This is a genomic window from uncultured Pedobacter sp., assembly GCF_913776295.1.
GTDB lineage: Bacteria > Bacteroidota > Bacteroidia > Sphingobacteriales > Sphingobacteriaceae > Pedobacter.
Genome location: NZ_CAJYOJ010000060.1, coordinates 31,569 through 52,586, shown reverse-complemented (window position 1 = coordinate 52,586; position 21,018 = coordinate 31,569). Strand labels below are relative to the sequence as shown.

Genomic DNA, 21,018 nt, shown 5'->3' with positions numbered 1-21,018 from the left:
GTGCCTGGCGCCACGCGCATAACGCTATAAAACCAGTTCCTGGTGTAACCTTAACAAAGTCTCCGCTGCATCGTCGCAAAAACCCGGATGCACTTTTGAACATTGTATTACGGTACTTCTGGTTGCCGTAAGCCACCTGAAACGGGAAGCCTGGTCGTATTGACCAATCGGCCCCGATCCTTTTGCGGCCACACTTATTCTTTCAAAAGCACATAAGTTTTCTTTCAGCTCTTCCAAATCTACATCTGCAGAAAATACCTTTATTCTTTTCTCATCGAGGGCAAAAATACTTTTCAAAAACTTTTGCCTGGCACAAAACAAAATAATGCCCACATTAATAAATTCTTCACGCTCTACCCTGGGCATTACGCGAATTACAGCATACTCAAATAAGAATTTCCCTTGCATGCTGTGCTTCTTTTAAAAATATAGTGGAATTTGCCAATCTGGTGCTAAGAAAATGTTTATAGGCATCGCGATGTGCCGTTTTGCTCTCAAAATTCGTTTCACCATCCAGCCAGTCATCAGGAATCAGGTTAATTACCGCTGCGATCTTTTCAGAATCAAGTAATTTACCAAACTCTTCATTTACACTTTCCAATTCAGATGCCCATGGCAACAATACGTGATCCTTTACCAGAAGAAAGGGTTTAATGGCCTGTTCTTCCCAATTTTGCCACGAATGATGAAAATACAACGCTGCACCATGATCGATTAACCAAAGTTCTTTATGCCACAATAACATATTGGTATTGCGGCAGGTACGGTCCATATTGGTCAAAAAACAATCGAGCCATACAATCTGTGAGGCCAGTCTGGCATCTACGGTTGTTACGGTCGGATCGAACGTTATTGCACCAGACAGGTAGTGCAGTGCCAGATTTAACCCAACACTGGCTTTAAGCAGATCCTGAATTTCCTCATCAGGCTCTGTTCTGCCAAAAGCTTCATCTAAATGGGCAAAAACCAGTTCAGGTACACGTAAGCCCAAATACCGGGCAATTTCACCGCCAATCAGTTCGGCAATTAAAGCCCTGGGGCCCTGCCCTGCCCCTCTAAATTTCAGTACATATAAAAAGTTATCATCAGCCTCTGCAATGGCCGGCATAGAGCCACCTTCGCGCAAAGGCGTAACATACCTGGTCACATTTACCGTTCTCAGTTGTAAATCGTTCATATCTAAAGGTAGAATGGCCATCTGATTATTTAGGCGCAATCTAAACTTGCTGCAAAATTAACAGAATTCCAACAATAAATTGGTCAAAGTTTGGTCGTAAAGATTCGAACGAAATCTATCGATCAATCGTGATAAAACAAGCAGCTTTTTTTTGAAGCGCAATGCCTGCAATCATCAGGAAGGGTTATGTCCTGCTGTCCATTCCAATCCTTTTGGTCAATAATCCGTTATAAACAAAACAGCACAGGCCCAAAAGGGATTTCCATTTCCATCAGGGCTATATGGCCTGGACAATCATTTATTTCCAGGTCAGGCTTATCAGGTAAATTAGCTACTAAATGAAGAAAAAACTATGAGTAATAACCAAAGTAAGCTAAACCAGATGATCGTGAAATGTTATGATTCTTTATCGGGGCAGAAATGATGGCGGGACCGCATAAAATGAAAAACTACTCCAGCTGCTTTCCAAAACATAGAGATGATCAATTTACTTTGACCTCCATTTCGCATAATGAAGTCTTAAAGTTTGTACTTTCCATACAGAACTGCATCCGATGCTATTTTTTTTACCCAGCTAATCGTGCCCCAGATAAGCGATGCCTGCAGGTGTTATGGCAGCTGACCATTGTACCGTATCGCGGTTAATTTTAATTAAACCCATACTTTCTAATTCCTCATATGCTTCTTCCATCCCACCCAAAACCGAAGAGCTGACTTGTTGATTGATTACCTCAAGTAGAGATATGATTTCTGATCTTTCCATAACATTATCAATTAGTTATATTTTAATCAACATACCTGCAACTAAAATGTTTACTGCTCCGTTAAACATTTTCAAAGGATTAAGGTTGTAATGATATCCCAATTTGATTAATATGGAAACACACCTTTACTATCTTTTTTTCATGGCTTTGCCCGTAGCATGCATCGCCTGGACCGTTACCAAGGAAGAGATTTTCAGAGAGGCGCGTGAATTTTGTGTAGACCGTTCTAAAAACTGCAATAAACTGATCAAAAGGAAGTTTTTCTATGTATTTACATGCGAATACTGCTTTAGCCACTATGTAACTTTGATTTTACTTTTGATTACCAGATTTACGTTAATTTATCCAGACTGGCGTGGCTATATCATCGCTTTTTTTTCAATTGTATGGGTGGCCAATGTCTACATGAGTTTGTATAACATTATCCGCATTGATCTGAAAAAAGAAAAAATTAAAGTACAGAAAGAAGAGTCAGAACTCAAAAATGATTGAAACCAATCCTAATAATTGCTGTTTTTTAATGATAAGCCGCTTTTATGCCGTCGTCAGTAATCAAATATTTTAATTATGATGAAGATACAAAAACGTTAAAAATCATTTTTGTAACCGATATGGTTTACCTGTACAAAGATGTTCCCGAAAAGGTTTATAAGATGTTAAAGGCATCAGGTTCTAAAGGCCGATATTTCAACAGCCACATTAAAGATAATTTTAAATTCCGGAAAATAGAAGAAGAGTAATATGCCCGAAGGTCCATCAATCGTAATATTAAAAGATTCAATCCGGGAACTGCATCTGGCAAAACCCGAAGTGCTTGAAATTACAGGTAATATCAAAAATTTCGACAAGGACAGATTACTCCATCAAAAGGTAGATGATTTTAAGAGCTGGGGAAAACATTTTCTAATCTGTTTTAAGGATTTCACCATCCGCATCCATTTTATGCTGTTTGGCAGCTATCTTATCAACGCACGAAAAAAAACTCCTTTAAAACTGGGGCTTATCTTTAAAAAAGATGAGTTAAATTTCTACACCTGCAAAGCCGACCTCCTGGAGGGAAACGTGAGAAAGCACTATACCTGGGAGAATGATGTGATGGCTGATGAATGGAACGGAAATGCAGCAATCAAAAAGCTGAAAGAAAATTCCGAACTGCTGGTTTGCGATGCCTTACTAGATCAACAGATTTTCAGCGGAGTAGGCAATATTATTAAAAATGAAGTTTTATATCGTACACGTATACACCCATTAACCAAAATTGAAAATTTACCAGCTCCTAAATTGAACGCATTGGTTAAAGAAGCCAGGCATTATAGTTTTGATTTTTTAAAATGGAAAAAGGAGAATACATTAAGCAAACATTGGGAGGCCTATAGCCAGAAAGAATGTCCGCTTAAACATAAAATAGCAAAAAAGGAATTGGGAAAAACGCACCGTCAAACTTATTTTTGCGAAACGTGCCAGAAAATTTATAAGTAAGTTAAAAAAATATTGATGATCTTCTTTATCGATTATAAAACATAAATAATTATATACGAACTGGTTACCCTACTGCAAATTTTGATAGATTAACAAATTATAATCTAAATGTAAAAGAAATATTTTTATTTATAGGAATTTTCAAAAGTAGTCCTATATTTGTCCCCGAGAGCGTTAATTTAGATACGGGTATATGGCTTAGGCTGTATGCCCGTTTTTTATTTTAGCCGTTGTAACATGTGCAACTACGTGATCCAGGCATATTCTTAACCAGGGGGTATAAGCAGTAGGCTGATGCGCAATATCCTTTGCCAGGGTATCTAAATCTACATATCGGAAAGATTCTACCTCTTCATGATTGATCACGGGTAATTCATCACTCATACCAAAAAAAACATGATCAACCTCATGTTCAGTTAAGCCATTTTCAAATACTGCTTTATAGGTAAATTTAAACAGATAGTTTAATTCACAGTCCATACCCATTTCTTCCATCAACCTCCTTCTGGCAGCATGGATATTGCTTTCACCAATCCTCGGGTGACTGCAGCAGGTATTCGTCCACAGGCCCCTCGAATGATATTTGCTCATTGCTCTTTGCTGCAGTAACAGTTCGCGCTTGGAATTAAAAATAAAAACAGAAAAGGCACGGTGTAATAAACCTTTTTCGTGTGCTTCCATTTTATCCATCTGCCCTTTCGGCAAATCCTCCTCATCTACCAGAATAACTTGCTCTTCCATTTAAATTACATTTAGCTTATTGCGGATAATCGAATCGAACATCAGACCAACTTTACGGGTATTCGAAATCCTGATCCGTTCGGTCATGATCTTCGCGGCGCTTAAGCGCTTTATCTTTGCAAATAATTTTTTATAATAGATATAAGATAGATATACCCCATTCCTCGAAGTACTGGGCAACAGCTTAATACCGGTTAGTGCAATAGCAAATTCCTCTTCAATATCTTCTTCAATTTCCTGTTTTTGCTGATCGCAAAATGCAGCTAAATTAACATTAGGAAAATAATTTCTGCTCAGTGTTTGATGATCGGCTTTAACATCCCTTAAGAAATTAACTTTCTGAAATGCCGAACCCAATTTCATGGCGTAAGGTTTCAGATATTCATAATCAACATTACTTCCGTGTGTAAATACTTTCAAACACATTAATCCAACTACCTCTGCCGATCCCAGAATGTAATCGTTGTAAAGTTCGGGTGTGTATTTTTGAGCGGAAAGGTCCATCTCCATGCTCCTGAGAAAAAGAACAATCAGTTCTTCATCTATCTGGTACTGATTAACTACCTTTTGAAAGGAATTTAAAATGGGATTTAAACTAATGCCCAGTTGGATAGCTTCAAAAGTATCTGCCTTAAATTTTTCCAGCAAAAATTTCTTATCATATTGATGAAAGCTATCTACAATTTCATCTGCTAAACGTACAAAGCCGTAAATAGCATGTATGGGTTGGCGTATCTGTTTGCCGAGAAAATAAATACCATAAGAAAAGCTGGTGCTGTATAACTTAGTGGTAAGCCGGCTACAATTGCCAGATAATTGATCAAAGATTTCTTTCATTTATAAGATGGTGATTCTATTGTTTTTTCAAACTCATCCAGCGTTTTGATCCAGTTGATATGGTTAATATGGTTCAATTTACCAATAACCTCACTGTTTCCGGCAAGATGAATTTTCTTGGCTGAGCATATTTTAGACAACTGATCGATATATTGTTGCGCCAAAGGCACTAATTGCGATTTTATCATAAAAAGTAGCACATGATCTACATTTAAGGTTGAAAATACGCGCGCAACCGAATTTAGCGGAACTTTACTTCCTAAAAAAATAACGTGATGATTTTGCAATCTCAACATATAGCTGGCAAAAAGCAACCCGATGTCATGATCCTCATCTTCAGGTAAAAAAAGTAGCCAACTTTGGCCGGAACCTTGCGTTACCGGAAGATTATTAATATGGGTAAATATTTTTTGGCGGATAATATTGGATAAAAAATGCTCGTGTGCAGGGCAAATATCATCTTTTCGCCACATCAACCCCAAACGTAACAGTAACGGATGAATTATTTTCCGATAACAGTCGGAAATTCCAAATTGCTCAATACCTTCGTCAATTAGCTGATTAAAGGCATATTCATCAAAATCCAGTCCATATTTGATCAGTTGAGCAACATAATAGTCATTTTGACTATTACCAGCAGAATAATTAAACTGCTGATCAAGAAGTTCATCTATTTCGCCATCTGAAAGGCTGCAGATTTTAGAGATTTTTAAGCCGCTTTTATTTAAACTTACGATATTTAATAGCTTTTTTAGCTGCTGATCATCATACTGCCGGGTGTTGCCCTGAGATCGCAGCGGACTCAATGCATGGTAACGTTGCTCCCAAATCCGAATGGTGTGGGAATGGATGCCCGAAAGCTGCTCAAGATCTGCAATAGAGTAAGTCATTTTTTTGTTTAAATATATCAAACAAAATTTGAACAAAAAAGCTGGTGAAAAGGTTTTTATTAAATCAGATTAAGTAAAACACCTGCTTTTTCATTAAACGAATAAAATAGATCAGAAATGTTGTTTTTTTTCCTATTTTATTTAATGAAATTGTAATTTGCATCAACTAAACTAATAAAAAATGTCAATAAGTTGCATTGCGATTGATGATGATCCTCATTCCCTGGAGAGCTTGATGACATATATGGAAAAGTTGCCTGATTTAAATCTTATACAAACTTTTACAGAACCGCTTCAGGCCCTTTCGCAAATATCGGTAGCTAACCCCGTCGATATTATATTTATGGATGTTGAAATGCCTTCCCTTTCCGGAATCGAACTGGCGGGCTTATTGAGACAAAAAACAAAATACCTGGTTTTTACCACGGCACACACCAGATATGCAATCGACGCTTTTAAAGTGCAGGCAGATGCTTATCTGCTTAAGCCCTACTCTATTATTCATTTAGCCAAGACAATAAACAATCTATATCCAACCGGTACAAGAGCAAAACATCCCTTTTCTATTCTGGACGATCATTTTTTCTATATCCCGCTAAAAGGAGAAAACAACGATCTGGTAAGAATAGATCTGAATGAACTGATCGCTATTGAAGAGATAGGTGAAGATATTCAATTTACGACTACGAAAAATGCTTTTTTAAGTTCGAAATACAACTTCGTCAAAACTTTAAAAATACTAAAGGAGAATCCTTCTTTTATTCAGATAACACCTCATGTTGTAATTGCAAAGCAGCATATTAAAAGTGTGTTCGACAATAAAATACTGCTATCCTGCGAAACATCCTTTACTGTTTCAGATGCCTATATAGCACTTTTCGCAAAATTTATCAAGCATAATTCATTACCGGAAAAACCTGGGCCGGATACCATTACATAGGTTTCAACTACCTGTTGCCCGTAAATCCGCTATATTTTGAACCAGAATCGAAACATTACGCCTAAAACTTTGTATTAGGATAATCTATTTTATTAATTAATTGATTTATCTGTTTTGAAAAGAGTGTTGGTTGTGGATGATGATCCAGATGTATTAGAAGTCTTCCAGGAAGTATTAGAAACTAAACATTATAAGGTTTACCCATTGCTTTCGCCACGGTATATTTTTAAAACCATAAAAGATTTCAGGCCCGATCTGATTATTCTGGACATTATGCTGAATGGAATGGATGGACGCGCCGTGTTTAAGGAATTAAGATTGAATCCTGAAACAGCCGGCATACCGGTTATTATGGCATCGGCCAGGTACGATGAAAATTACATTACATCACAGCAGTACCATCCTGATGATTATTTGGAAAAGCCCTTCAACATCGCAGATTTACTCCGAAAAGTAGATGCTTTAATAGAAAACTAAAAAAACAGATATGAAACTAAAACTTTTAATGCCTTTTATATTACTATTTGTAATGGCATCAATCAGCGTATATGCGCAAAAAAGACCGGATAAACTCTATTCAATGAGCGGAATTGGATTTGCATTTCCCGTATGTGAAACCTCACATTATTTTAAACCAAAGTTCTCCACATCATTGGGTTTAAATTTAGGTTTGGGCGATGGTGGTTTGTTCCTTTATCCGAAAGTAAGCCTGCATGCTTTTACCTTTAATCAGATTACACCGGATGCAGGATATACCTATACCCTGCAGAAAGGAAGGGCTACAACCTATTTGCTGAATGTGGCATTAGGGTACCGGAAAATTGTAAATAAATGGGCATTTTATGGTTTTGCGGGTGCAGGTGGCGGATTTATTCTTACCCCACAGGCAGCGGTAAATACGTCGACATTGCAGGTTACCCAGGACAATAAATCGAATGGGTTGGGCATCGCAGAAGCTGGCGCCGGAATTGAATACAATATTGGTGGTGCCAATTTATTTGTGGAAGGCAGTTACATGTATGGTTTTAGTAAAATCCAGAATAAAACTTTTAATACGGTACCTATCTCTGTTGGTATTAAGCCCAACCTAAGTAAACTGCTAAATAAACTTAAATAGCGTTTATATACAAAATAAGGGAGCGGCTACGTTAAATAAGTAGCCGCTTTTTTTATGCTAAAGAAATAATCAAAATATTTTATATACTAATTATTTTAGCATAGATTTGCACTTAAATTATTTTAATGTTGTACGCAGTTGTAGATATCGAAACCACAGGTGGTCATGCTTCCGCAAATGGCATTACCGAAGTTGCCATTAATATTCATGATGGCAATAAAATTACGGAGTCATATACTACCTTAATTAATCCCAGACAATCCATACCCGCACACATTACGGCGCTTACGGGGATTGATGATGATATGGTGATCGATGCCCCAACCTTTAATGAGGTTGCACCACAAATTCATCAACTGCTAAGCGATAAGGTTTTTGTAGCACATAATGTAAACTTTGATTATTCTTTTTTAAAGTATCATTTAGCTGCATCAGGATACGATTTACAATGCAAAAAACTTTGTACAGTAAGACTGAGCAGAAAATTAATTCCAGGCAAATCTTCTTATAGTTTAGGAAAACTTTGCAGCGCCTTGCAGATACCGATACAAAACCGGCACAGGGCTGCCGGAGATGCCGATGCAACCAGTATTCTCTTCAGCTTATTGCAGGAATATGATCAGGAGGGCATCATAGCAGAAATGCTGAAAAAAACATCAAAAGAACAGGTTTTACCCCCACATCTAGATAAAGCTTCTGTTTTGAGATTGCCAGACCGGCCCGGGGTATATTATTTTAAAGACAGTAAGGGCAAAATAATATATGTTGGAAAAGCTAAAAATCTTAAGAAACGTGTAAGCAGCCATTTCACCGGCAATACACCCAACCGCCAGCGTCAGGATTTTTTACGTAATATCCACCATGTAGACTATGTTACCTGTGGCACCGAACTGATGGCGCTAATTTTAGAAGCCAATGAGATTAAACGTCTGTGGCCTGAAAATAATCGGGCAATGAAACGTTATGAACATAAATATGATTTATATGTTTTCGAAGACCAAAATGGCTATTTACGCTTAGCAATAGATAAACACAAAAAGAACAATAACGCCCTTCAGAGTTTTAACAGCCTGTTGGAAGGTTACAATTTTCTAAATCAATTGGTTCATAAATACCAGCTTTGCGCCAAGCTCTGCTATCTGCAAAAAACAGCAACCAAATGTTATGCACACGAAAATGGGCAATGTTTTGGTGCATGCAGCGGAATAGAAACGGTTGCCGTTTATAATAAGAAACTAAATGCAGCGTTAATTGATATTCAAAACCAGCAACCCAGCTTCGCATTGGTAGATGATGGTAGAAAAGATGACGAATTCAGCTGTTTAGTAGTTGAAAACGGGAAATTTTATGGGATGGGTTATTTCACCGATAAAAATTATTTATCAGATGGGTTGGCACCAATTAAAAATAATTTATCGACATACCAGTCAAATAGTTACATCCTGAATTTAATTCTGAACTACGCAGAACAATACCCGCAAAAATTATATAAATTGTGACAATGCGCTATAGTTTGGCAAGTAAAAAGTAAATTATCCGTTTTCAATGCTATTTATTTGTCCTAAATAGCCCTGTATATTTTCGTTTTTAGCAAGCCTATTCTACCTATTGCTTACCTATATTTACGGCGATTAAATATAAAACGTTATGACAAAATCACTATGGATCAACCTTCCGGTAAAGGACATCAATAAATCTAAAGCATTTTTTACGCAACTTGGTTTTACGCTCAATCTTCAATATGGTAGTCGCGAAGATTCCGCTTGCTTTCTAATAGGAGAAAGCAATCTGGTGATTATGCTTTTTGAAGAAAATCTCTATGAGGGCTTTGTTGGAACAAGCATTTCCGATAAACGTAATGGCAGCGAAGTATTATTTTCTTTTGATGCGGAAAGTCCGGAAGAAGTAGATAACCTGGCACAAAAAGTGGTGGCTGCCGGTGGCACACTTTATGGCGAACCCGGTTACAAGGATGGCTGGATGTATGGCTGTGGTTTTATGGATCTGGATGGTCAACGATGGAATATCCTTTATATGGACATGAGCAAAATGCCCTTAGGTTGATTTTATTTCGAAAGTAAATTATCATATTGGTCATTGTACTGGTACTGTACTGGTCGTAGCGTCACGCTACGACCCAAAATACTTACACTTCTTCCAAGGCCAGTTTTATGGTTGCATAAATATAGCCAGGTTTTCATCACTAATGATATAAGTAGGAAGGATGTAAATGATGTTGCCTAATGGTTTTAACATAATTCCTTCTTCTAAAAAGTAAGAATACAATGAATTACGGAGATTACTTAAATAAGAAGTTTCATTACCGGTTTCCCATTCAATGGCGATAATTATCCCTGTTTGCCTCTCCGCTTTAATTTGCACTGGTCGTAGCGTCTCGCTACGACCCAAAACATTTACACTTCTTCCAAGGCCAGTTTTATGGTTGCATAAATATAGTTAAGGTCTTTCCTAGTCGTAGCATCTCGCTACGACCCAAAACAATTACACCTCTTCCAAGGCCAGTTTTATGGTTGCATAGATATAATCAAGGTCATCATCACTAATGATATAAGGAGGAAGGATGTAAATGATGTTGCCTAAAGGTCTTAATATAATTCCTTTTTCTAAAAAGAAAGAATACAATGAATTACGGAGATTACTTAAATAAGAGGTTTCATTATCGGTTTCCCACTCAATGGCGATAATTGTCCCTGTTTGCCTCACCGATTTAACTTTAGGATGAACTTTTATTTCCTGTAAAAACAAAGAATGCTTGTTCTCAATCCTTTTAATATTGGCGATTGTCTCTTCCTGCAATAAAATATCCAAACTTGCCAAAGAAGCAACGCAGGCAATCGGATTAGCCGTAAAAGAATGCCCATGATAAAGCGTTTTTAATTTATCATCACTTAAAAAAGCATCAAAAATCTTATTCGTACAGGTGGTGATTCCCAATGGCATGGTCCCACCGGTTAAACCTTTACTTAAGCAAATAATATCGGGCTTATTGCTCAGTTTATCGCAGGCGAAGTAAGTGCCTGTCCGACCAAAACCAGTCATTACTTCATCAGCAATAATTAAAATGCCTGCTTGTTTACAGGCAGTAATCAGTTCATCAAGATATTTTGCCTCATACATCAGCATACCGCCAGAACCTAAAATAAGGGGTTCGAAGATAAAGCAGGCGGTGCTTGTCAGATTTGAGATGTGGGCGGCAAGAGCTGAGATATTATCTTCATTAGGCAGATCAATAAAATCAACATCAAACAACAAGCTATTAAAAGCATCAGTAAAAATACTACGTCCACTTACCGACATGGCACCAAAAGTATCGCCATGATAAGCATTTTTAAAAGCCAGGATGCGGGTTTTAGGCATCCCTTTATTGTCCCAAAACTGCAAACACATTTTTAAGGCTACTTCAACCGCTGTTGATCCGTTATCGGTATAAAAAACTTTGTCCTGCTTGCCCGGTAAGATAGGCAATAGTCTTTCTGCCAGCAATACAGCAGGCTCGTGTGTAAAGCCTGCAAATATTACATGTTCCAGCACATTAAGCTGTTCGGCTACCTTTTGTGCAATGTGGGGGTGTGCATGTCCATGGATATTCACCCACCAGGATGAAACTGCATCAATATACCTTTTTCCATTTTCATCGAAAACATAAACGCCCTTGCCCCTTACGATCGGGATGTGTGGCAAAGCGTTTTTCATCTGTGTATAAGGATGCCAGATGACCTTTTGATCGCGTTCAGTTAAATTAAGTTCGGAGCCAGGATTTTGGGGTTTGGAGATATCGGACATCAGGTTTTATAATTTATATTGATCTTTTAAGAGTTGGGCGACAGTTTTGTCTGTTTTAAAGGTGATATCCTCGATGGTTATGTCTTCTATTTTCACCCATCTGAAAGCCTGAAGGATCTCCCCCTCGCCATCGAAATCGTAAATGGTATCTTTAAAAGCCAACTGTAAGGGTGCTTTTTCCTTCACCAGATAATATACACTGATCACCTGACTATCGTTAAATGATGATTTTTCGTAAAAATCTGTGGTATAAAAATGTGATAGTACCTCTATTTCAGCATCGCACTCTTCCATAAACTCGCGCTTTAACCCATCTATCAAACCTTCGCCCAATTCTAAACCACCACCTGGGAATTTACTGAAACGGAACCCATACTCTTCTTCATCACTTATCAAAATCTCGTTTTTGTGGTTAATCAAAAGTCCGTAAACGCGGACGTTAAAGTAGCTCATTTTCGAAGTGTTTTTTATTTTTGATGACGATTTCAGGTGTCCAGACAATTTCTTTTTTGAAGGCTTCTGCCCTCACCTTACATTCGCTCATGTGGCAATAATGGCAACATTCAGGCAAACAGGGATCGGCATGGATAAACAGTTCAGCTTTGCGCACACCATTCGAATTAATCAGGTCATCAATCTGAGAGATTTCCCGGTGAACCTGATTTAAATCGAAATAATAGGGTAAGGTTACATGACAATCAATATGAAACTCCGGACCATATTGCTGTGTACGCAGGTTGTGCACGTCGATCCATGGGTTATGGCGGTTTTTTTGCAAAACCTCCACTACTTCTTCAACCAAAGTAAAATCGCTTTCGTCCATTAAGCCACCTATCGAACCGCGGGTAAGTTTATAACCCGAATAAATAATATAAAAACCTACCAGGAAAGAAAGGAAGCTATCCAGCCAAATTATATTTGTTAGCTGAATCAGAATCAAACCTACCACAATAGCTACACTGGTGTAAGTATCAGTAAGCAAATGCCTGCCATCGGCCTGCAAGGTAAGCGAATGTTGATCCTTACCCACATTGATGAGGTACAATCCCACAACCATATTAATTAGTCCCGTAATCCCGATAATTAATGTTCCGGTTAGTAGTTCTCCTACCACGTGCGGGTAAATAAGGTTGTATGATGATTTAAAAATAATCACGATTCCTGCGATGAGGATCAGAATTCCCTCAACAAAAGCAGAGAAAAACTCAACTTTTCCGTGTCCGTAGGGGTGGTTCTCGTCACGCGGCTGTGTACTGAGGTAAATGCTGTAAAAGGCAAAACTCCCGGCAATTACATTTACAATACTCTCTGCTGCATCAGTTAATATCGCATTAGAACCGGTAATGAAATAGGCAATAAACTTGGCCAACATCAATACCACACTTACCACCAGGGAAATTATTATCGCTTTCTTTTTTACCGACACGGAAATATTTTTTTCAAAAATACGCTTATCGGATAAATTAAATGAGAAAAACTATGTCTTTTTTAGTGCAGAATAATATTTGGTTTATATATTTGCGCTCAAAGTAATTAACCATGAGCACCTTATCTAAAAGAATCAACAGTCTGTCAGAATCTGCAACACTCAAAATGACCAAACTTGGCCGTGAACTTGCTTCAAAAGGCATTAATATCATCAGTTTAAGTGTTGGTGAACCCGATTTTAATACGCCGGACCATGTAAAAGATGCCGCTAAACAGGCATTAGATGAAAATTACACCCGTTACTCACCGGTACCGGGCTATCCAGACCTTCGCCAGGCTATCGTAAATAAGCTGAAAACCGAAAATAACCTGGATTATGATATTTCGCAGATCGTTGTTTCAACAGGTGCAAAACAATCTTTATCAAATGTGATCTTAACCCTGATCGATCCGGATGATGAGGTGATTATACCAACACCTTACTGGGTTTCCTATTCGGAAATGGTTACGCTGGCAGAAGGAAAATCTGTTTTTATCGATACAGATATTGAAAGCGATTTCAAGATTACACCTGCACAGTTAGAAGCAGCCATTACGCCGAAGTCGAAGCTATTTATGTTTTCTTCACCGTGTAACCCAACAGGTTCGGTTTACAGTAAGGAAGAATTAGCGGCTTTAGTAGCTGTTTTCGAAAAGTATCCCAACATCTACATCCTTTCTGATGAGATTTACGAGCATATCAACTTTATAGATAAGCATGAGTCTATTGCCCAGTTTGATAGTATTAAAGATCGCGTAATTATTGTTAACGGTTTCTCCAAAGCCTTTGCCATGACGGGCTGGAGATTGGGTTACATCGCAGCAAATAAAGAAATTGCTGCCGCAAATGATAAATTGCAAGGACAAACAACCTCTGGCACCTGTTCTATAGCGCAAAGAGCCGGAATCGTGGCTTACGAGCAAGGTTTAGCAAGTGTTTTAGAAATGAAAGAGGCATTTTTACGCCGCAGAGAACTCGTTTACAACCTGTTAAATGAGATTCCCGGCGTCAAAACAAACCTTCCTGACGGGGCTTTTTACTTTTTTCCTGAAATCAGTTCTTTCTTTGGTAAAAAAGATGCAGATGGAAATGTAATCAAAGATTCTTCAGATCTGGCATTATATTTATTAAACGTTGGTCACGTAGCTACTGTAGGTGGCGATTCGTTTGGAAACAATAATTACATCCGTTTATCTTATGCGGCATCAGACGAGAGTTTAGTTGAAGCGCTAAGAAGAATTAAAGAAGCTTTAGGTAAATTAGCTTAGTCGGTTAATAGCTGGCAATGATCAGTTAACAGTTTTTTTTAACCTCATATATGAAAATCCCCGGTTAATTAAATTCAGCCGGGGATTTTTATTGCTTTAATCTGAACCAATGACGGTGCAACTGCAAACCGGCGACTGTTCCATCCCCTTGGTTGGTATCGCAGCCACCACTAGATGATTTTATTTCTTTTTTTGAAAATGAACGCCGGTATTTCATCGGAAGCTGTAATCCTTCTTTCCGTTACTAGTCCTCGCTCGTGCCTCGTTCCGGGCTATCCACTTCAATAAGGTTTATGAACAAAGGCCAGTGCAATTGCCAACTGTGAACCGGCAACTGCGAATAGTAAACTGCAAACTGATAACTGCAAACTGCAAACTATTCTAACTTCTAATTGCCTCAACAGGGTCTAGTTTTGAAGCGGAATACGCGGGCCAAAAACCAGAGATTGTACCAATAATAATCGATATTCCAATACCTAATGCGATATTGTTCAGGCCTAATATAATATGGAAATCGGTGGCTGCACCTATGGCCAGCGCGAGGAGAAACACCAGTAAAAGTCCCAATAAACCACCTAAAACACAAAGTGAAATTGATTCGAAAATGAATTGAAGTAATATGAAATAGTTTTTTGCGCCCAATGATTTCTGGATGCCAATAATGTTAGTGCGCTCCTTAACCGATACAAACATGATATTGGCAATACTAAAACCTCCAACCAAAATCGAAAACCCGCCAATTACCCAGCCGGCAATATTTACCATCTTAAACATCGAATCTAACTGGTTGGAAATAATGGTGGTTTTATTTAACGCAAAATCTTCTTCCTGGCCGGGCTTAATCCTATGAATGGAACGCATTAAACCTCTCAATTCGCTTTCTACTTCTTCCAGGCTCACCTCATCGTTACCACGTACGGTAATCTGCGGACCATAACGTTCGTTTTGGATATCTAAAATTCCTTTTGCAAAAGCAATGGGAATATTTACGTTTTTATCAAGCGAAGTACCCAACATATCCTCACCTTCTTTTTTAAATACACCTACAACAGTTAATCTTCGTCCCAATATCTGAATCTGTTTACCAACGGGTGCATCTCCATCAAAAAGACCTTCAGCCACATCGGCCCCTAAAATACAAACCGGCGATCCGTTTCTACTTTCATTTTCGGTAAAATAGCGGCCGTCCTGAAGCTCAAAATTCCAGGTTTTGTTAAAATCGTGCGATGCTGCCCATACCGTAATCCCTTCTACCGAATTACTCCTATATTTGATGGTCCTATTGCTACTTGATATTTCAAATGTAACCCCTTGCGCATGCTCAATTCTCTCCCGCAGTGCGCCAAAATCGCGCAGCGAGGGCTGAGGGCGGTTCATATATTTCCACCAGGGGTAATTATCGCCAAAACTCCATGGCCATTTTTGAATATAAATGGTATTGGAGCCCAGCTTATCTACACTGGCCTGCAATTTACCACGGAAGGTATCTACCGCGGAAAATACAGTAATAATGGTGAATATACCGATTGTTATGGCTAGAAGCGATAACATGGTGCGTAATTTATTTTGGCGCAACGCATCAAATGCAAAACGGAAACTCTCGCCTATTAGCCTAAAGATGATCATAATTGTAAGTTAGATGCAAAGCCTTTGAAAAGGTTACAGTTTATCTTCAAAACTAATCAATTTAATGTCTTTTAACAGTGGAATAATAATGTATAATTTGATTTTAAAGGATCAAAACATAATATACATAAATTGCGTTTGATAAAATACGGAAAAGAAAAATTAAATTCGTATTTTTGCACCTCAAAAAATTCATCAAGAATGAAATTATCACAATTCAAATTCAACTTACCAGAATCTTTAGTAGCCAACAATCCGGCAGAACAACGCGACGAAGCCCGTTTAATGGTTTTGCATAAAGATAGCGGTAAAATTGAACATAAAATTTTCAAAGACGTTTTAGGTTATTTCGATGACAAAGACGTCATGATATTAAACAACACCAAGGTTTTTCCTGCCCGTTTATATGGCAATAAAGAAAAAACCGGTGCAACCATCGAGGTTTTCTTGCTACGTGAATTAAATAAGGAATTACGTTTATGGGATGTACTGGTAGACCCCGCACGTAAAATACGCGTTGGCAATAAGCTATACTTTGGAGACGATGACCTATTGGTTGCCGAAGTTGTAGATAATACTACCTCACGCGGACGTACGATCCGCTTCTTATTTGAGGGTACTGACGAAGAATTCAGAAAAAATGTTGAAATTTTAGGCGAAACTCCACTTCCTAAATATATTAAACGCAAAGCTACTGCCGAAGATAAAGAGCGTTATCAAACCATCTTCGCCAAACACGAAGGTGCAGTAGCCGCTCCAACTGCAGGCTTGCACTTCAGCCGTGAGCTAATGAAACGTCTGGAACTTAAAGGTGTAGAATTTGCAGAAGTAACATTGCACGTTGGTTTGGGGACTTTCAGAACGGTTGAAGTGGAAGACTTGACCAAACATAAAATGGATTCTGAGCAGTTCATCATCGAACAAAAAGATGCCAACATCGTAAATAAAGCTATAGAAGACAGAAAAAAAATCTGTGCGGTAGGAACTACATCAATGCGTGCTATCGAATCTGCCGTTTCAGCTAACAGAACACTAAAAGCAGCTAACGACTGGACCAGTAAGTTTATCTTCCCTCCTTACGATTTCAGCATTGCAAACTCTATGATTACCAATTTCCATACCCCGGAATCTACGTTATTGATGATGGTAAGTGCATTTGGCGGATATGAAAATGTAATGAATGCCTACGAAGTTGCAGTGAAAGAAAAATATAAATTTTACAGCTATGGCGATGCCATGCTAATTATATAGATTTGAGCAGTGAGATATGAGATTTGAGTTAAATCAAGTCTCATATCTCATATCTATCATCTCATATCGCTTCAAATGAAATACTACGCTATAATTGTAGCAGGCGGTTCTGGCAATCGGATGCAAACAGAAACCCCAAAACAATTTCTACTGCTTAAAAAGCTTCCGGTTTTAATGCACACCATAAAAGCTTTCGCAACAAGTAATACGCAACCTAAAATTTTATTGGTTTTAAACAAAAATCAGCAAGCCTATTGGGCAATGTTATGTAAAGAATTTAATTTTCATATCCCCCATGAGGTTATTGACGGTGGTACAGAACGCTTTTATTCAGTTAAAAATGCCGTTTACACCATTGCAGAAGAGGGCTTTGTGGCCATTCATGATGCCGTTCGTCCGCTTGTTTCAAAAAAATTAATTGATAGCTCCTTTATGGAAGTAGCAAAACAGGGTAATGTTATCGCAGCTGTACAATCAAGCGATAGCGTACGTTTGCTGAGCGCCGGCAAAACATCGGCTTTAAAACGCGATGAAATTTATCTGGTACAAACCCCACAAACTTTTAGCCTGAGCATTCTGAAGGAAGCCTACAATCAGGATTTTAATACTCATTTCACAGATGATGCAAGTGTGGTAGAATCCATCGGGCAAGAAATCAATATCATTGAAGGAGAAAGGGCTAATATTAAAATTACCTATCCGATTGATCTTGAACTTGCAGAATTGTTGTTGAAAAATTAAAAGCTTGATTTCAATTAAAATAGACGGACTTGCGCAGTCTGCAGCAATTAAAATAACACGTCGTTAGCCCGATCTGTAGCGAAGTGAAAATCTAAAAATCTGAGATACTGATGGTTAATTCTTAACACAACTATCTCAAACGAGATGCTTGGAACACTTCCCCGTATTAAACCGATAGCGATCTGATTAGTTTTATGGGATTATTTGGTATTCTCAATTGCTTTGGAGCGAATCGCGATCATCGTCTTAGAAAAAAAACCATGATGTTACTTTCTGTTGTTACGCCAAGACAGGTTTCAGGGTGCGGACCATCCTGACTAAAAACCAGTTGAAGTTATCAAAGCATAATATCTACCGCCTAACCCGGTGCAACAAAAATATGCTGCCTGGCAATGTCATTAAAAAAGGAACCCCAAAAATGGAATTCCCTTTAATTCTTCTATTCACAGTATTGCACAACTTCTAAAAAGAATGAATACTAGTGGCAGATAGCTTACGCAGCCCTACCGATTACTTTTAGTAAGATGGCAATAACTGCAATTACCAATAAAACATGGATTATACCGCCAACGTCGCCGAAGCCGTGAAATATAAATCCGATCACCCATAGTATAACCAATACTACTGCGACTAAGTACAATAAATTTCCCATAGTGTTAATTTTTTAGCAAGTTTATATTTTTGCATTATTAACACCCCATTTTGAGCTTTTGTTTAGAAATTGTAAATATTTTAGTTATCATACTGATTTACAATATCAATTAAATAAAATAAAAAAACCTTTCAGTATTGCTGAAAGGTCCTTTTATCTGTTTTAAGTACTAGTATTCGTCCTCGTTAAAGAAGAAATCTTCTTTAGTCGGGTAATCTGGCCAAATCTCCTCAATGGTTTCATAAGGTTCGCCATCATCTTCAAGCGCCTGTAAGTTTTCAATTACTTCTACCGGGGCACCAGAGCGGATACCGTAATCAATTAATTCATCTTTAGTTGCAGGCCATGGTGCGTCTTCCAAGTGCGATGCTAATTCTAATGTCCAATACATATCGTCAATTCAATTAAATTCCTGTTCTTATTATTGCGCAAATTATATTAAAATTTTTGAGCAAAACAAACTTATTTTTCCACTATTATACCCTCGGAATCCATATGTTTTCTTCCGCGTTGAAATATACGGTCAGTTTTCGTGCCAAAACGAACAAATAATCGCTTAAACGATTCAAATAAATGGTTATATGCTCATCTACAAAGCTATTTTCTGCAAGTGCCACTGTCAAACGTTCAGCCCTTCTGCAAACACAACGTGCAATATGGCAGTAAGACACTACAGTGTTTCCACCAGGTAAAACAAAGTGTTTTAAGGCGGGAAGCTTTTCATTCATCAGATCCATCTCCTTTTCCAACAAGGTAATGTCGGTATCTTGCAGATCAGGAATCTTCATTTTAGACATATCAGGATCTGCCGCCAGTGATGCACCAATGGTAAATAACCTATCCTGAATTTCTTTTAGTAAATTCTGATCCTGCCCATCAATATCCTGACAGCCAATTAAACCGATGTAAGAATTTAACTCATCAACAGTTCCGTACGCTTCAATGCGTAAATGATATTTTGGAACGCGGGTACCGCCTATCAAAGAGGTTTGGCCCTTATCGCCTGTTTTAGTATAGATTTTCATACCCCTGTCCCCTGAAGGGGCAATAGTTTTTTGAGTCCTAAGTCCCCTTTAGGGGATTTAGGGGTTAATTAATTTTCTCCCAATCGCTGCCAGTCTCTTTCAATGCCTGCAAACGCGGAGATACATTTTTAATATCTGTGTTTAAATAATCATTTTCAATCAAACCATCACGCATACGTACAATACGGTGAGCATGCTGCGCAATATCTTCCTCGTGTGTAACCAGAATGATGGTATTGCCCTTACTATGGATTTCTTCTAATAGTCCCATAATTTCAATCGAAGTTTTGGTATCCAGGTTACCGGTTGGCTCATCGGCCAGAATAATAGAAGGGTTATTAATCAAAGCCCTGGCTACCGCCACCCGTTGACGCTGACCGCCAGATAATTCATTAGGCTTATGATCCATACGGTTTCCCAGCCCTACATTTTCCAAGGCTCTGGCCGCCCTTTCATCCCTATCCCTTTTACTTGTTCCGGCATAAATTAATGGCAAAGCAACATTATCCAATGATGTAGAGCGCGGCAATAAATTAAAAGTCTGAAAAACAAAACCGATTTCCTTGTTGCGCACTTCTGCCAAGGCATCATCACTCATTTGACTCACATTGGTTCCGTTTAAAATATAGGTGCCGCTTGATGGGGTATCCAAACAGCCTAAAATATTCATCAGGGTTGATTTTCCAGAACCAGATGGCCCCATCAATGCTACAAATTCACCTTTATAAATATCTAAAGAAACTGATTTTAAAGCGTGAATCACTTCAGATCCAATTACATATTTCCGGCCAATTTCTTTTATCGTGATGAGTGGTTTCTCCATGTTTTTTCTTTTTTAGACAAGCGTAACAGGCAAGATGTTACAAGAGGGTTAAAAATTAAACACAAGTGCTACGCTTAAGGAGCCGAATAAGTGATATGGTTATCGGACCAGTATGATAAGCCTTTACTTTTCAATAATTTTTGGTACCATAAAAAACTGGTCAGTATGTTTTGCAGCATTTTTCAAACCATCAGCGGTGGTGATTTCCTGCTTCACTACATCCGCTCTCCAAACATTTACCGATTCGTTCATATAAACCAAAGGTTTTACGTTTGAAGTATCCAATTCATTTAACTTTTCCATGAAAGACAGAATTTTATTCATTTCAGGAATCAAGGTATCCACTTGCTTTTCATCAATATGAATCCGGGCGAGATCGGCTATTTTATGGATGGTTTTTGCGTCTAAATTCATA

27 protein-coding genes are annotated in these 21,018 nt (G+C 38.2%); 11 read left to right on the top strand and 16 right to left on the bottom strand.

The features are described from left to right. Positions 1-24 precede the first annotated feature (24 nt). The 3 genes from QZ738_RS12540 to QZ738_RS12530 all read right to left on the bottom strand — a co-directional run bounded on the left by QZ738_RS12540 (position 25) and on the right by QZ738_RS12530 (position 1,940). Positions 25-408, bottom strand: coding sequence for a DUF3037 domain-containing protein (locus QZ738_RS12540; RefSeq protein ID WP_293788027.1), 384 nt, complete (start codon positions 406-408; stop codon positions 25-27). Beyond that, positions 386-1,198: a HipA family kinase gene (locus QZ738_RS12535; RefSeq protein WP_293788025.1), complete on the bottom strand. Its 813-nt coding sequence runs from the start codon at positions 1,196-1,198 to the stop codon at positions 386-388. The genes QZ738_RS12540 and QZ738_RS12535 overlap by 23 nt, the downstream gene beginning before the upstream one ends. A gap of 553 nt (positions 1,199-1,751) precedes the next feature. Then, positions 1,752-1,940 (bottom strand): hypothetical protein, encoded by a 189-nt coding sequence (locus QZ738_RS12530; RefSeq protein ID WP_293788023.1) that lies wholly within the window; start codon positions 1,938-1,940, stop codon positions 1,752-1,754. A gap of 112 nt (positions 1,941-2,052) precedes the next feature. On the opposite strand from QZ738_RS12530, the gene QZ738_RS12525 reads away from it, so the two are divergent. The 3 genes from QZ738_RS12525 to QZ738_RS12515 are packed head-to-tail and all read left to right on the top strand — an operon-like array spanning position 2,053 to position 3,420. Continuing rightward, positions 2,053-2,433, top strand: coding sequence for a hypothetical protein (locus QZ738_RS12525; protein WP_293788021.1), 381 nt, complete (start codon positions 2,053-2,055; stop codon positions 2,431-2,433). A 44-nt stretch (positions 2,434-2,477) separates the two neighbouring features. Beyond that, positions 2,478-2,681, top strand: a complete 204-nt coding sequence (locus QZ738_RS12520) for a KTSC domain-containing protein (protein ID WP_293788019.1) — start codon at positions 2,478-2,480, stop codon at positions 2,679-2,681. A 1-nt stretch (position 2,682) separates the two neighbouring features. Next, positions 2,683-3,420, top strand: coding sequence for a DNA-formamidopyrimidine glycosylase family protein (locus QZ738_RS12515; protein WP_293788017.1), 738 nt, complete (start codon positions 2,683-2,685; stop codon positions 3,418-3,420). Positions 3,421-3,618: 198 nt separating this feature from the next. Here QZ738_RS12515 and idi read toward each other — a convergent pair whose 3' ends face one another. The 3 genes from idi to QZ738_RS12500 are packed head-to-tail and all read right to left on the bottom strand — an operon-like array spanning position 3,619 to position 5,888. Continuing rightward, positions 3,619-4,161: an isopentenyl-diphosphate Delta-isomerase gene (gene idi, locus QZ738_RS12510; protein WP_293788015.1), complete on the bottom strand. Its 543-nt coding sequence runs from the start codon at positions 4,159-4,161 to the stop codon at positions 3,619-3,621. Continuing rightward, entirely contained in the window at positions 4,162-4,998 is an 837-nt protein-coding gene (locus tag QZ738_RS12505; protein ID WP_293788013.1) for a phytoene/squalene synthase family protein, read from the bottom strand. Beyond that, positions 4,995-5,888: a MerR family transcriptional regulator gene (locus QZ738_RS12500; protein ID WP_293788011.1), complete on the bottom strand. Its 894-nt coding sequence runs from the start codon at positions 5,886-5,888 to the stop codon at positions 4,995-4,997. Before QZ738_RS12500 ends, QZ738_RS12505 begins: the two co-directional genes overlap by 4 nt. Positions 5,889-6,069: 181 nt before the next feature. Here QZ738_RS12500 and QZ738_RS12495 point away from each other — a divergent pair, with 181 nt between their 5' ends. The 5 genes from QZ738_RS12495 (at position 6,070) to QZ738_RS12475 (ending at position 10,009) form a co-directional block, all read left to right on the top strand. Next, positions 6,070-6,828 carry a LytTR family DNA-binding domain-containing protein gene (locus tag QZ738_RS12495; protein ID WP_293788009.1) on the top strand — a complete coding sequence of 253 codons (759 nt, stop codon included), beginning with the start codon at positions 6,070-6,072 and terminating at the stop codon, positions 6,826-6,828. A gap of 123 nt (positions 6,829-6,951) precedes the next feature. Beyond that, a complete protein-coding gene (locus QZ738_RS12490; RefSeq protein WP_293788231.1) occupies positions 6,952-7,305 on the top strand; it encodes a response regulator in 354 nt (117 codons plus the stop codon). Positions 7,306-7,315: 10 nt separating this feature from the next. Then, complete coding sequence (locus tag QZ738_RS12485) at positions 7,316-7,945, top strand: hypothetical protein (protein WP_293788007.1); 630 nt, start codon at positions 7,316-7,318, stop codon at positions 7,943-7,945. 125 nt (positions 7,946-8,070) lie between these two features. Further along, on the top strand, positions 8,071-9,444 hold the full coding sequence (locus tag QZ738_RS12480; RefSeq protein ID WP_293788005.1) for an exonuclease domain-containing protein: 1,374 nt from the start codon (positions 8,071-8,073) through the stop codon (positions 9,442-9,444). Between the two features lie 148 nt (positions 9,445-9,592). Beyond that, positions 9,593-10,009, top strand: coding sequence for a VOC family protein (locus QZ738_RS12475; protein WP_293788003.1), 417 nt, complete (start codon positions 9,593-9,595; stop codon positions 10,007-10,009). 105 nt (positions 10,010-10,114) lie between these two features. Here the strand turns inward: QZ738_RS12475 and QZ738_RS12470 are convergent, their stop codons facing one another. From QZ738_RS12470 to QZ738_RS12455, 4 genes are all read right to left on the bottom strand, one after another. Then, entirely contained in the window at positions 10,115-10,327 is a 213-nt protein-coding gene (locus tag QZ738_RS12470; RefSeq protein ID WP_293788001.1) for a hypothetical protein, read from the bottom strand. A 120-nt stretch (positions 10,328-10,447) separates the two neighbouring features. After that, entirely contained in the window at positions 10,448-11,749 is a 1,302-nt protein-coding gene (gene bioA, locus QZ738_RS12465; protein WP_293787999.1) for an adenosylmethionine--8-amino-7-oxononanoate transaminase, read from the bottom strand. A 6-nt stretch (positions 11,750-11,755) separates the two neighbouring features. Next, a complete protein-coding gene (locus QZ738_RS12460) occupies positions 11,756-12,202 on the bottom strand; it encodes an NUDIX domain-containing protein (RefSeq protein ID WP_293787997.1) in 447 nt (148 codons plus the stop codon). Then, the gene (locus QZ738_RS12455) at positions 12,189-13,175 is read right to left on the bottom strand and encodes a cation diffusion facilitator family transporter (RefSeq protein ID WP_293787995.1); all 987 of its coding nucleotides are present in this window, start codon (positions 13,173-13,175) and stop codon (positions 12,189-12,191) included. The genes QZ738_RS12460 and QZ738_RS12455 overlap by 14 nt, the downstream gene beginning before the upstream one ends. A gap of 113 nt (positions 13,176-13,288) precedes the next feature. Between QZ738_RS12455 and QZ738_RS12450 the strand changes: the two genes are divergently transcribed. Then, positions 13,289-14,485 carry a pyridoxal phosphate-dependent aminotransferase gene (locus QZ738_RS12450; RefSeq protein WP_293787993.1) on the top strand — a complete coding sequence of 399 codons (1,197 nt, stop codon included), beginning with the start codon at positions 13,289-13,291 and terminating at the stop codon, positions 14,483-14,485. A 381-nt stretch (positions 14,486-14,866) separates the two neighbouring features. Here the strand turns inward: QZ738_RS12450 and QZ738_RS12445 are convergent, their stop codons facing one another. Then, positions 14,867-16,111, bottom strand: a complete 1,245-nt coding sequence (locus QZ738_RS12445) for an ABC transporter permease (RefSeq protein WP_293787991.1) — start codon at positions 16,109-16,111, stop codon at positions 14,867-14,869. A 201-nt stretch (positions 16,112-16,312) separates the two neighbouring features. Between QZ738_RS12445 and queA the strand changes: the two genes are divergently transcribed. Together queA and QZ738_RS12435 are read left to right on the top strand one after the other, a co-directional pair. After that, positions 16,313-17,362 carry a tRNA preQ1(34) S-adenosylmethionine ribosyltransferase-isomerase QueA gene (gene queA / locus QZ738_RS12440; protein WP_293787989.1) on the top strand — a complete coding sequence of 350 codons (1,050 nt, stop codon included), beginning with the start codon at positions 16,313-16,315 and terminating at the stop codon, positions 17,360-17,362. A 75-nt stretch (positions 17,363-17,437) separates the two neighbouring features. Then, positions 17,438-18,103: a 2-C-methyl-D-erythritol 4-phosphate cytidylyltransferase gene (locus QZ738_RS12435; RefSeq protein WP_293787987.1), complete on the top strand. Its 666-nt coding sequence runs from the start codon at positions 17,438-17,440 to the stop codon at positions 18,101-18,103. 493 nt (positions 18,104-18,596) lie between these two features. Here the strand turns inward: QZ738_RS12435 and QZ738_RS12430 are convergent, their stop codons facing one another. The 5 genes from QZ738_RS12430 to gatC all read right to left on the bottom strand — a co-directional run bounded on the left by QZ738_RS12430 (position 18,597) and on the right by gatC (position 21,017). Next, positions 18,597-18,755, bottom strand: a complete 159-nt coding sequence (locus QZ738_RS12430) for a lmo0937 family membrane protein (RefSeq protein WP_139180130.1) — start codon at positions 18,753-18,755, stop codon at positions 18,597-18,599. 169 nt (positions 18,756-18,924) lie between these two features. Beyond that, positions 18,925-19,146: a DUF2795 domain-containing protein gene (locus tag QZ738_RS12425; RefSeq protein WP_010603503.1), complete on the bottom strand. Its 222-nt coding sequence runs from the start codon at positions 19,144-19,146 to the stop codon at positions 18,925-18,927. A gap of 85 nt (positions 19,147-19,231) precedes the next feature. Then, positions 19,232-19,780 carry a cob(I)yrinic acid a,c-diamide adenosyltransferase gene (locus QZ738_RS12420; RefSeq protein WP_293787983.1) on the bottom strand — a complete coding sequence of 183 codons (549 nt, stop codon included), beginning with the start codon at positions 19,778-19,780 and terminating at the stop codon, positions 19,232-19,234. Positions 19,781-19,844: 64 nt separating this feature from the next. Beyond that, a complete protein-coding gene (locus tag QZ738_RS12415) occupies positions 19,845-20,603 on the bottom strand; it encodes an ABC transporter ATP-binding protein (RefSeq protein ID WP_293787981.1) in 759 nt (252 codons plus the stop codon). A gap of 123 nt (positions 20,604-20,726) precedes the next feature. Then, positions 20,727-21,017 (bottom strand): Asp-tRNA(Asn)/Glu-tRNA(Gln) amidotransferase subunit GatC, encoded by a 291-nt coding sequence (gene gatC, locus QZ738_RS12410; RefSeq protein WP_293787979.1) that lies wholly within the window; start codon positions 21,015-21,017, stop codon positions 20,727-20,729. Position 21,018: the final 1 nt, after the last annotated feature.

What these genes read in the sequence shown, in the direction of transcription:
- QZ738_RS12425 (WP_010603503.1), bottom strand. Translation starts at nt 19,146, where the DNA reads ATGTATTGGACATTAGAATTAGCATCGCACTTGGAAGACGCACCATGG.
- QZ738_RS12540 (WP_293788027.1), bottom strand. Translation starts at nt 408, where the DNA reads ATGCAAGGGAAATTCTTATTTGAGTATGCTGTAATTCGCGTAATGCCC.
- queA (WP_293787989.1), top strand. Translation starts at nt 16,313, where the DNA reads ATGAAATTATCACAATTCAAATTCAACTTACCAGAATCTTTAGTAGCC.
- QZ738_RS12530 (WP_293788023.1), bottom strand. Translation starts at nt 1,940, where the DNA reads ATGGAAAGATCAGAAATCATATCTCTACTTGAGGTAATCAATCAACAA.
- gatC (WP_293787979.1), bottom strand. Translation starts at nt 21,017, where the DNA reads ATGAATTTAGACGCAAAAACCATCCATAAAATAGCCGATCTCGCCCGG.
- QZ738_RS12535 (WP_293788025.1), bottom strand. Translation starts at nt 1,198, where the DNA reads ATGGCCATTCTACCTTTAGATATGAACGATTTACAACTGAGAACGGTA.
- QZ738_RS12485 (WP_293788007.1), top strand. Translation starts at nt 7,316, where the DNA reads ATGAAACTAAAACTTTTAATGCCTTTTATATTACTATTTGTAATGGCA.
- QZ738_RS12435 (WP_293787987.1), top strand. Translation starts at nt 17,438, where the DNA reads ATGAAATACTACGCTATAATTGTAGCAGGCGGTTCTGGCAATCGGATG.
- QZ738_RS12505 (WP_293788013.1), bottom strand. Translation starts at nt 4,998, where the DNA reads ATGAAAGAAATCTTTGATCAATTATCTGGCAATTGTAGCCGGCTTACC.
- QZ738_RS12430 (WP_139180130.1), bottom strand. Translation starts at nt 18,755, where the DNA reads ATGGGAAATTTATTGTACTTAGTCGCAGTAGTATTGGTTATACTATGG.
- bioA (WP_293787999.1), bottom strand. Translation starts at nt 11,749, where the DNA reads ATGTCCGATATCTCCAAACCCCAAAATCCTGGCTCCGAACTTAATTTA.
- QZ738_RS12500 (WP_293788011.1), bottom strand. Translation starts at nt 5,888, where the DNA reads ATGACTTACTCTATTGCAGATCTTGAGCAGCTTTCGGGCATCCATTCC.
- QZ738_RS12420 (WP_293787983.1), bottom strand. Translation starts at nt 19,780, where the DNA reads ATGAAAATCTATACTAAAACAGGCGATAAGGGCCAAACCTCTTTGATA.
- QZ738_RS12445 (WP_293787991.1), bottom strand. Translation starts at nt 16,111, where the DNA reads ATGATCATCTTTAGGCTAATAGGCGAGAGTTTCCGTTTTGCATTTGAT.
- QZ738_RS12480 (WP_293788005.1), top strand. Translation starts at nt 8,071, where the DNA reads ATGTTGTACGCAGTTGTAGATATCGAAACCACAGGTGGTCATGCTTCC.
- QZ738_RS12450 (WP_293787993.1), top strand. Translation starts at nt 13,289, where the DNA reads ATGAGCACCTTATCTAAAAGAATCAACAGTCTGTCAGAATCTGCAACA.
- QZ738_RS12475 (WP_293788003.1), top strand. Translation starts at nt 9,593, where the DNA reads ATGACAAAATCACTATGGATCAACCTTCCGGTAAAGGACATCAATAAA.
- QZ738_RS12460 (WP_293787997.1), bottom strand. Translation starts at nt 12,202, where the DNA reads ATGAGCTACTTTAACGTCCGCGTTTACGGACTTTTGATTAACCACAAA.
- QZ738_RS12525 (WP_293788021.1), top strand. Translation starts at nt 2,053, where the DNA reads ATGGAAACACACCTTTACTATCTTTTTTTCATGGCTTTGCCCGTAGCA.
- QZ738_RS12515 (WP_293788017.1), top strand. Translation starts at nt 2,683, where the DNA reads ATGCCCGAAGGTCCATCAATCGTAATATTAAAAGATTCAATCCGGGAA.
- QZ738_RS12520 (WP_293788019.1), top strand. Translation starts at nt 2,478, where the DNA reads ATGCCGTCGTCAGTAATCAAATATTTTAATTATGATGAAGATACAAAA.
- idi (WP_293788015.1), bottom strand. Translation starts at nt 4,161, where the DNA reads ATGGAAGAGCAAGTTATTCTGGTAGATGAGGAGGATTTGCCGAAAGGG.
- QZ738_RS12495 (WP_293788009.1), top strand. Translation starts at nt 6,070, where the DNA reads ATGTCAATAAGTTGCATTGCGATTGATGATGATCCTCATTCCCTGGAG.
- QZ738_RS12415 (WP_293787981.1), bottom strand. Translation starts at nt 20,603, where the DNA reads ATGGAGAAACCACTCATCACGATAAAAGAAATTGGCCGGAAATATGTA.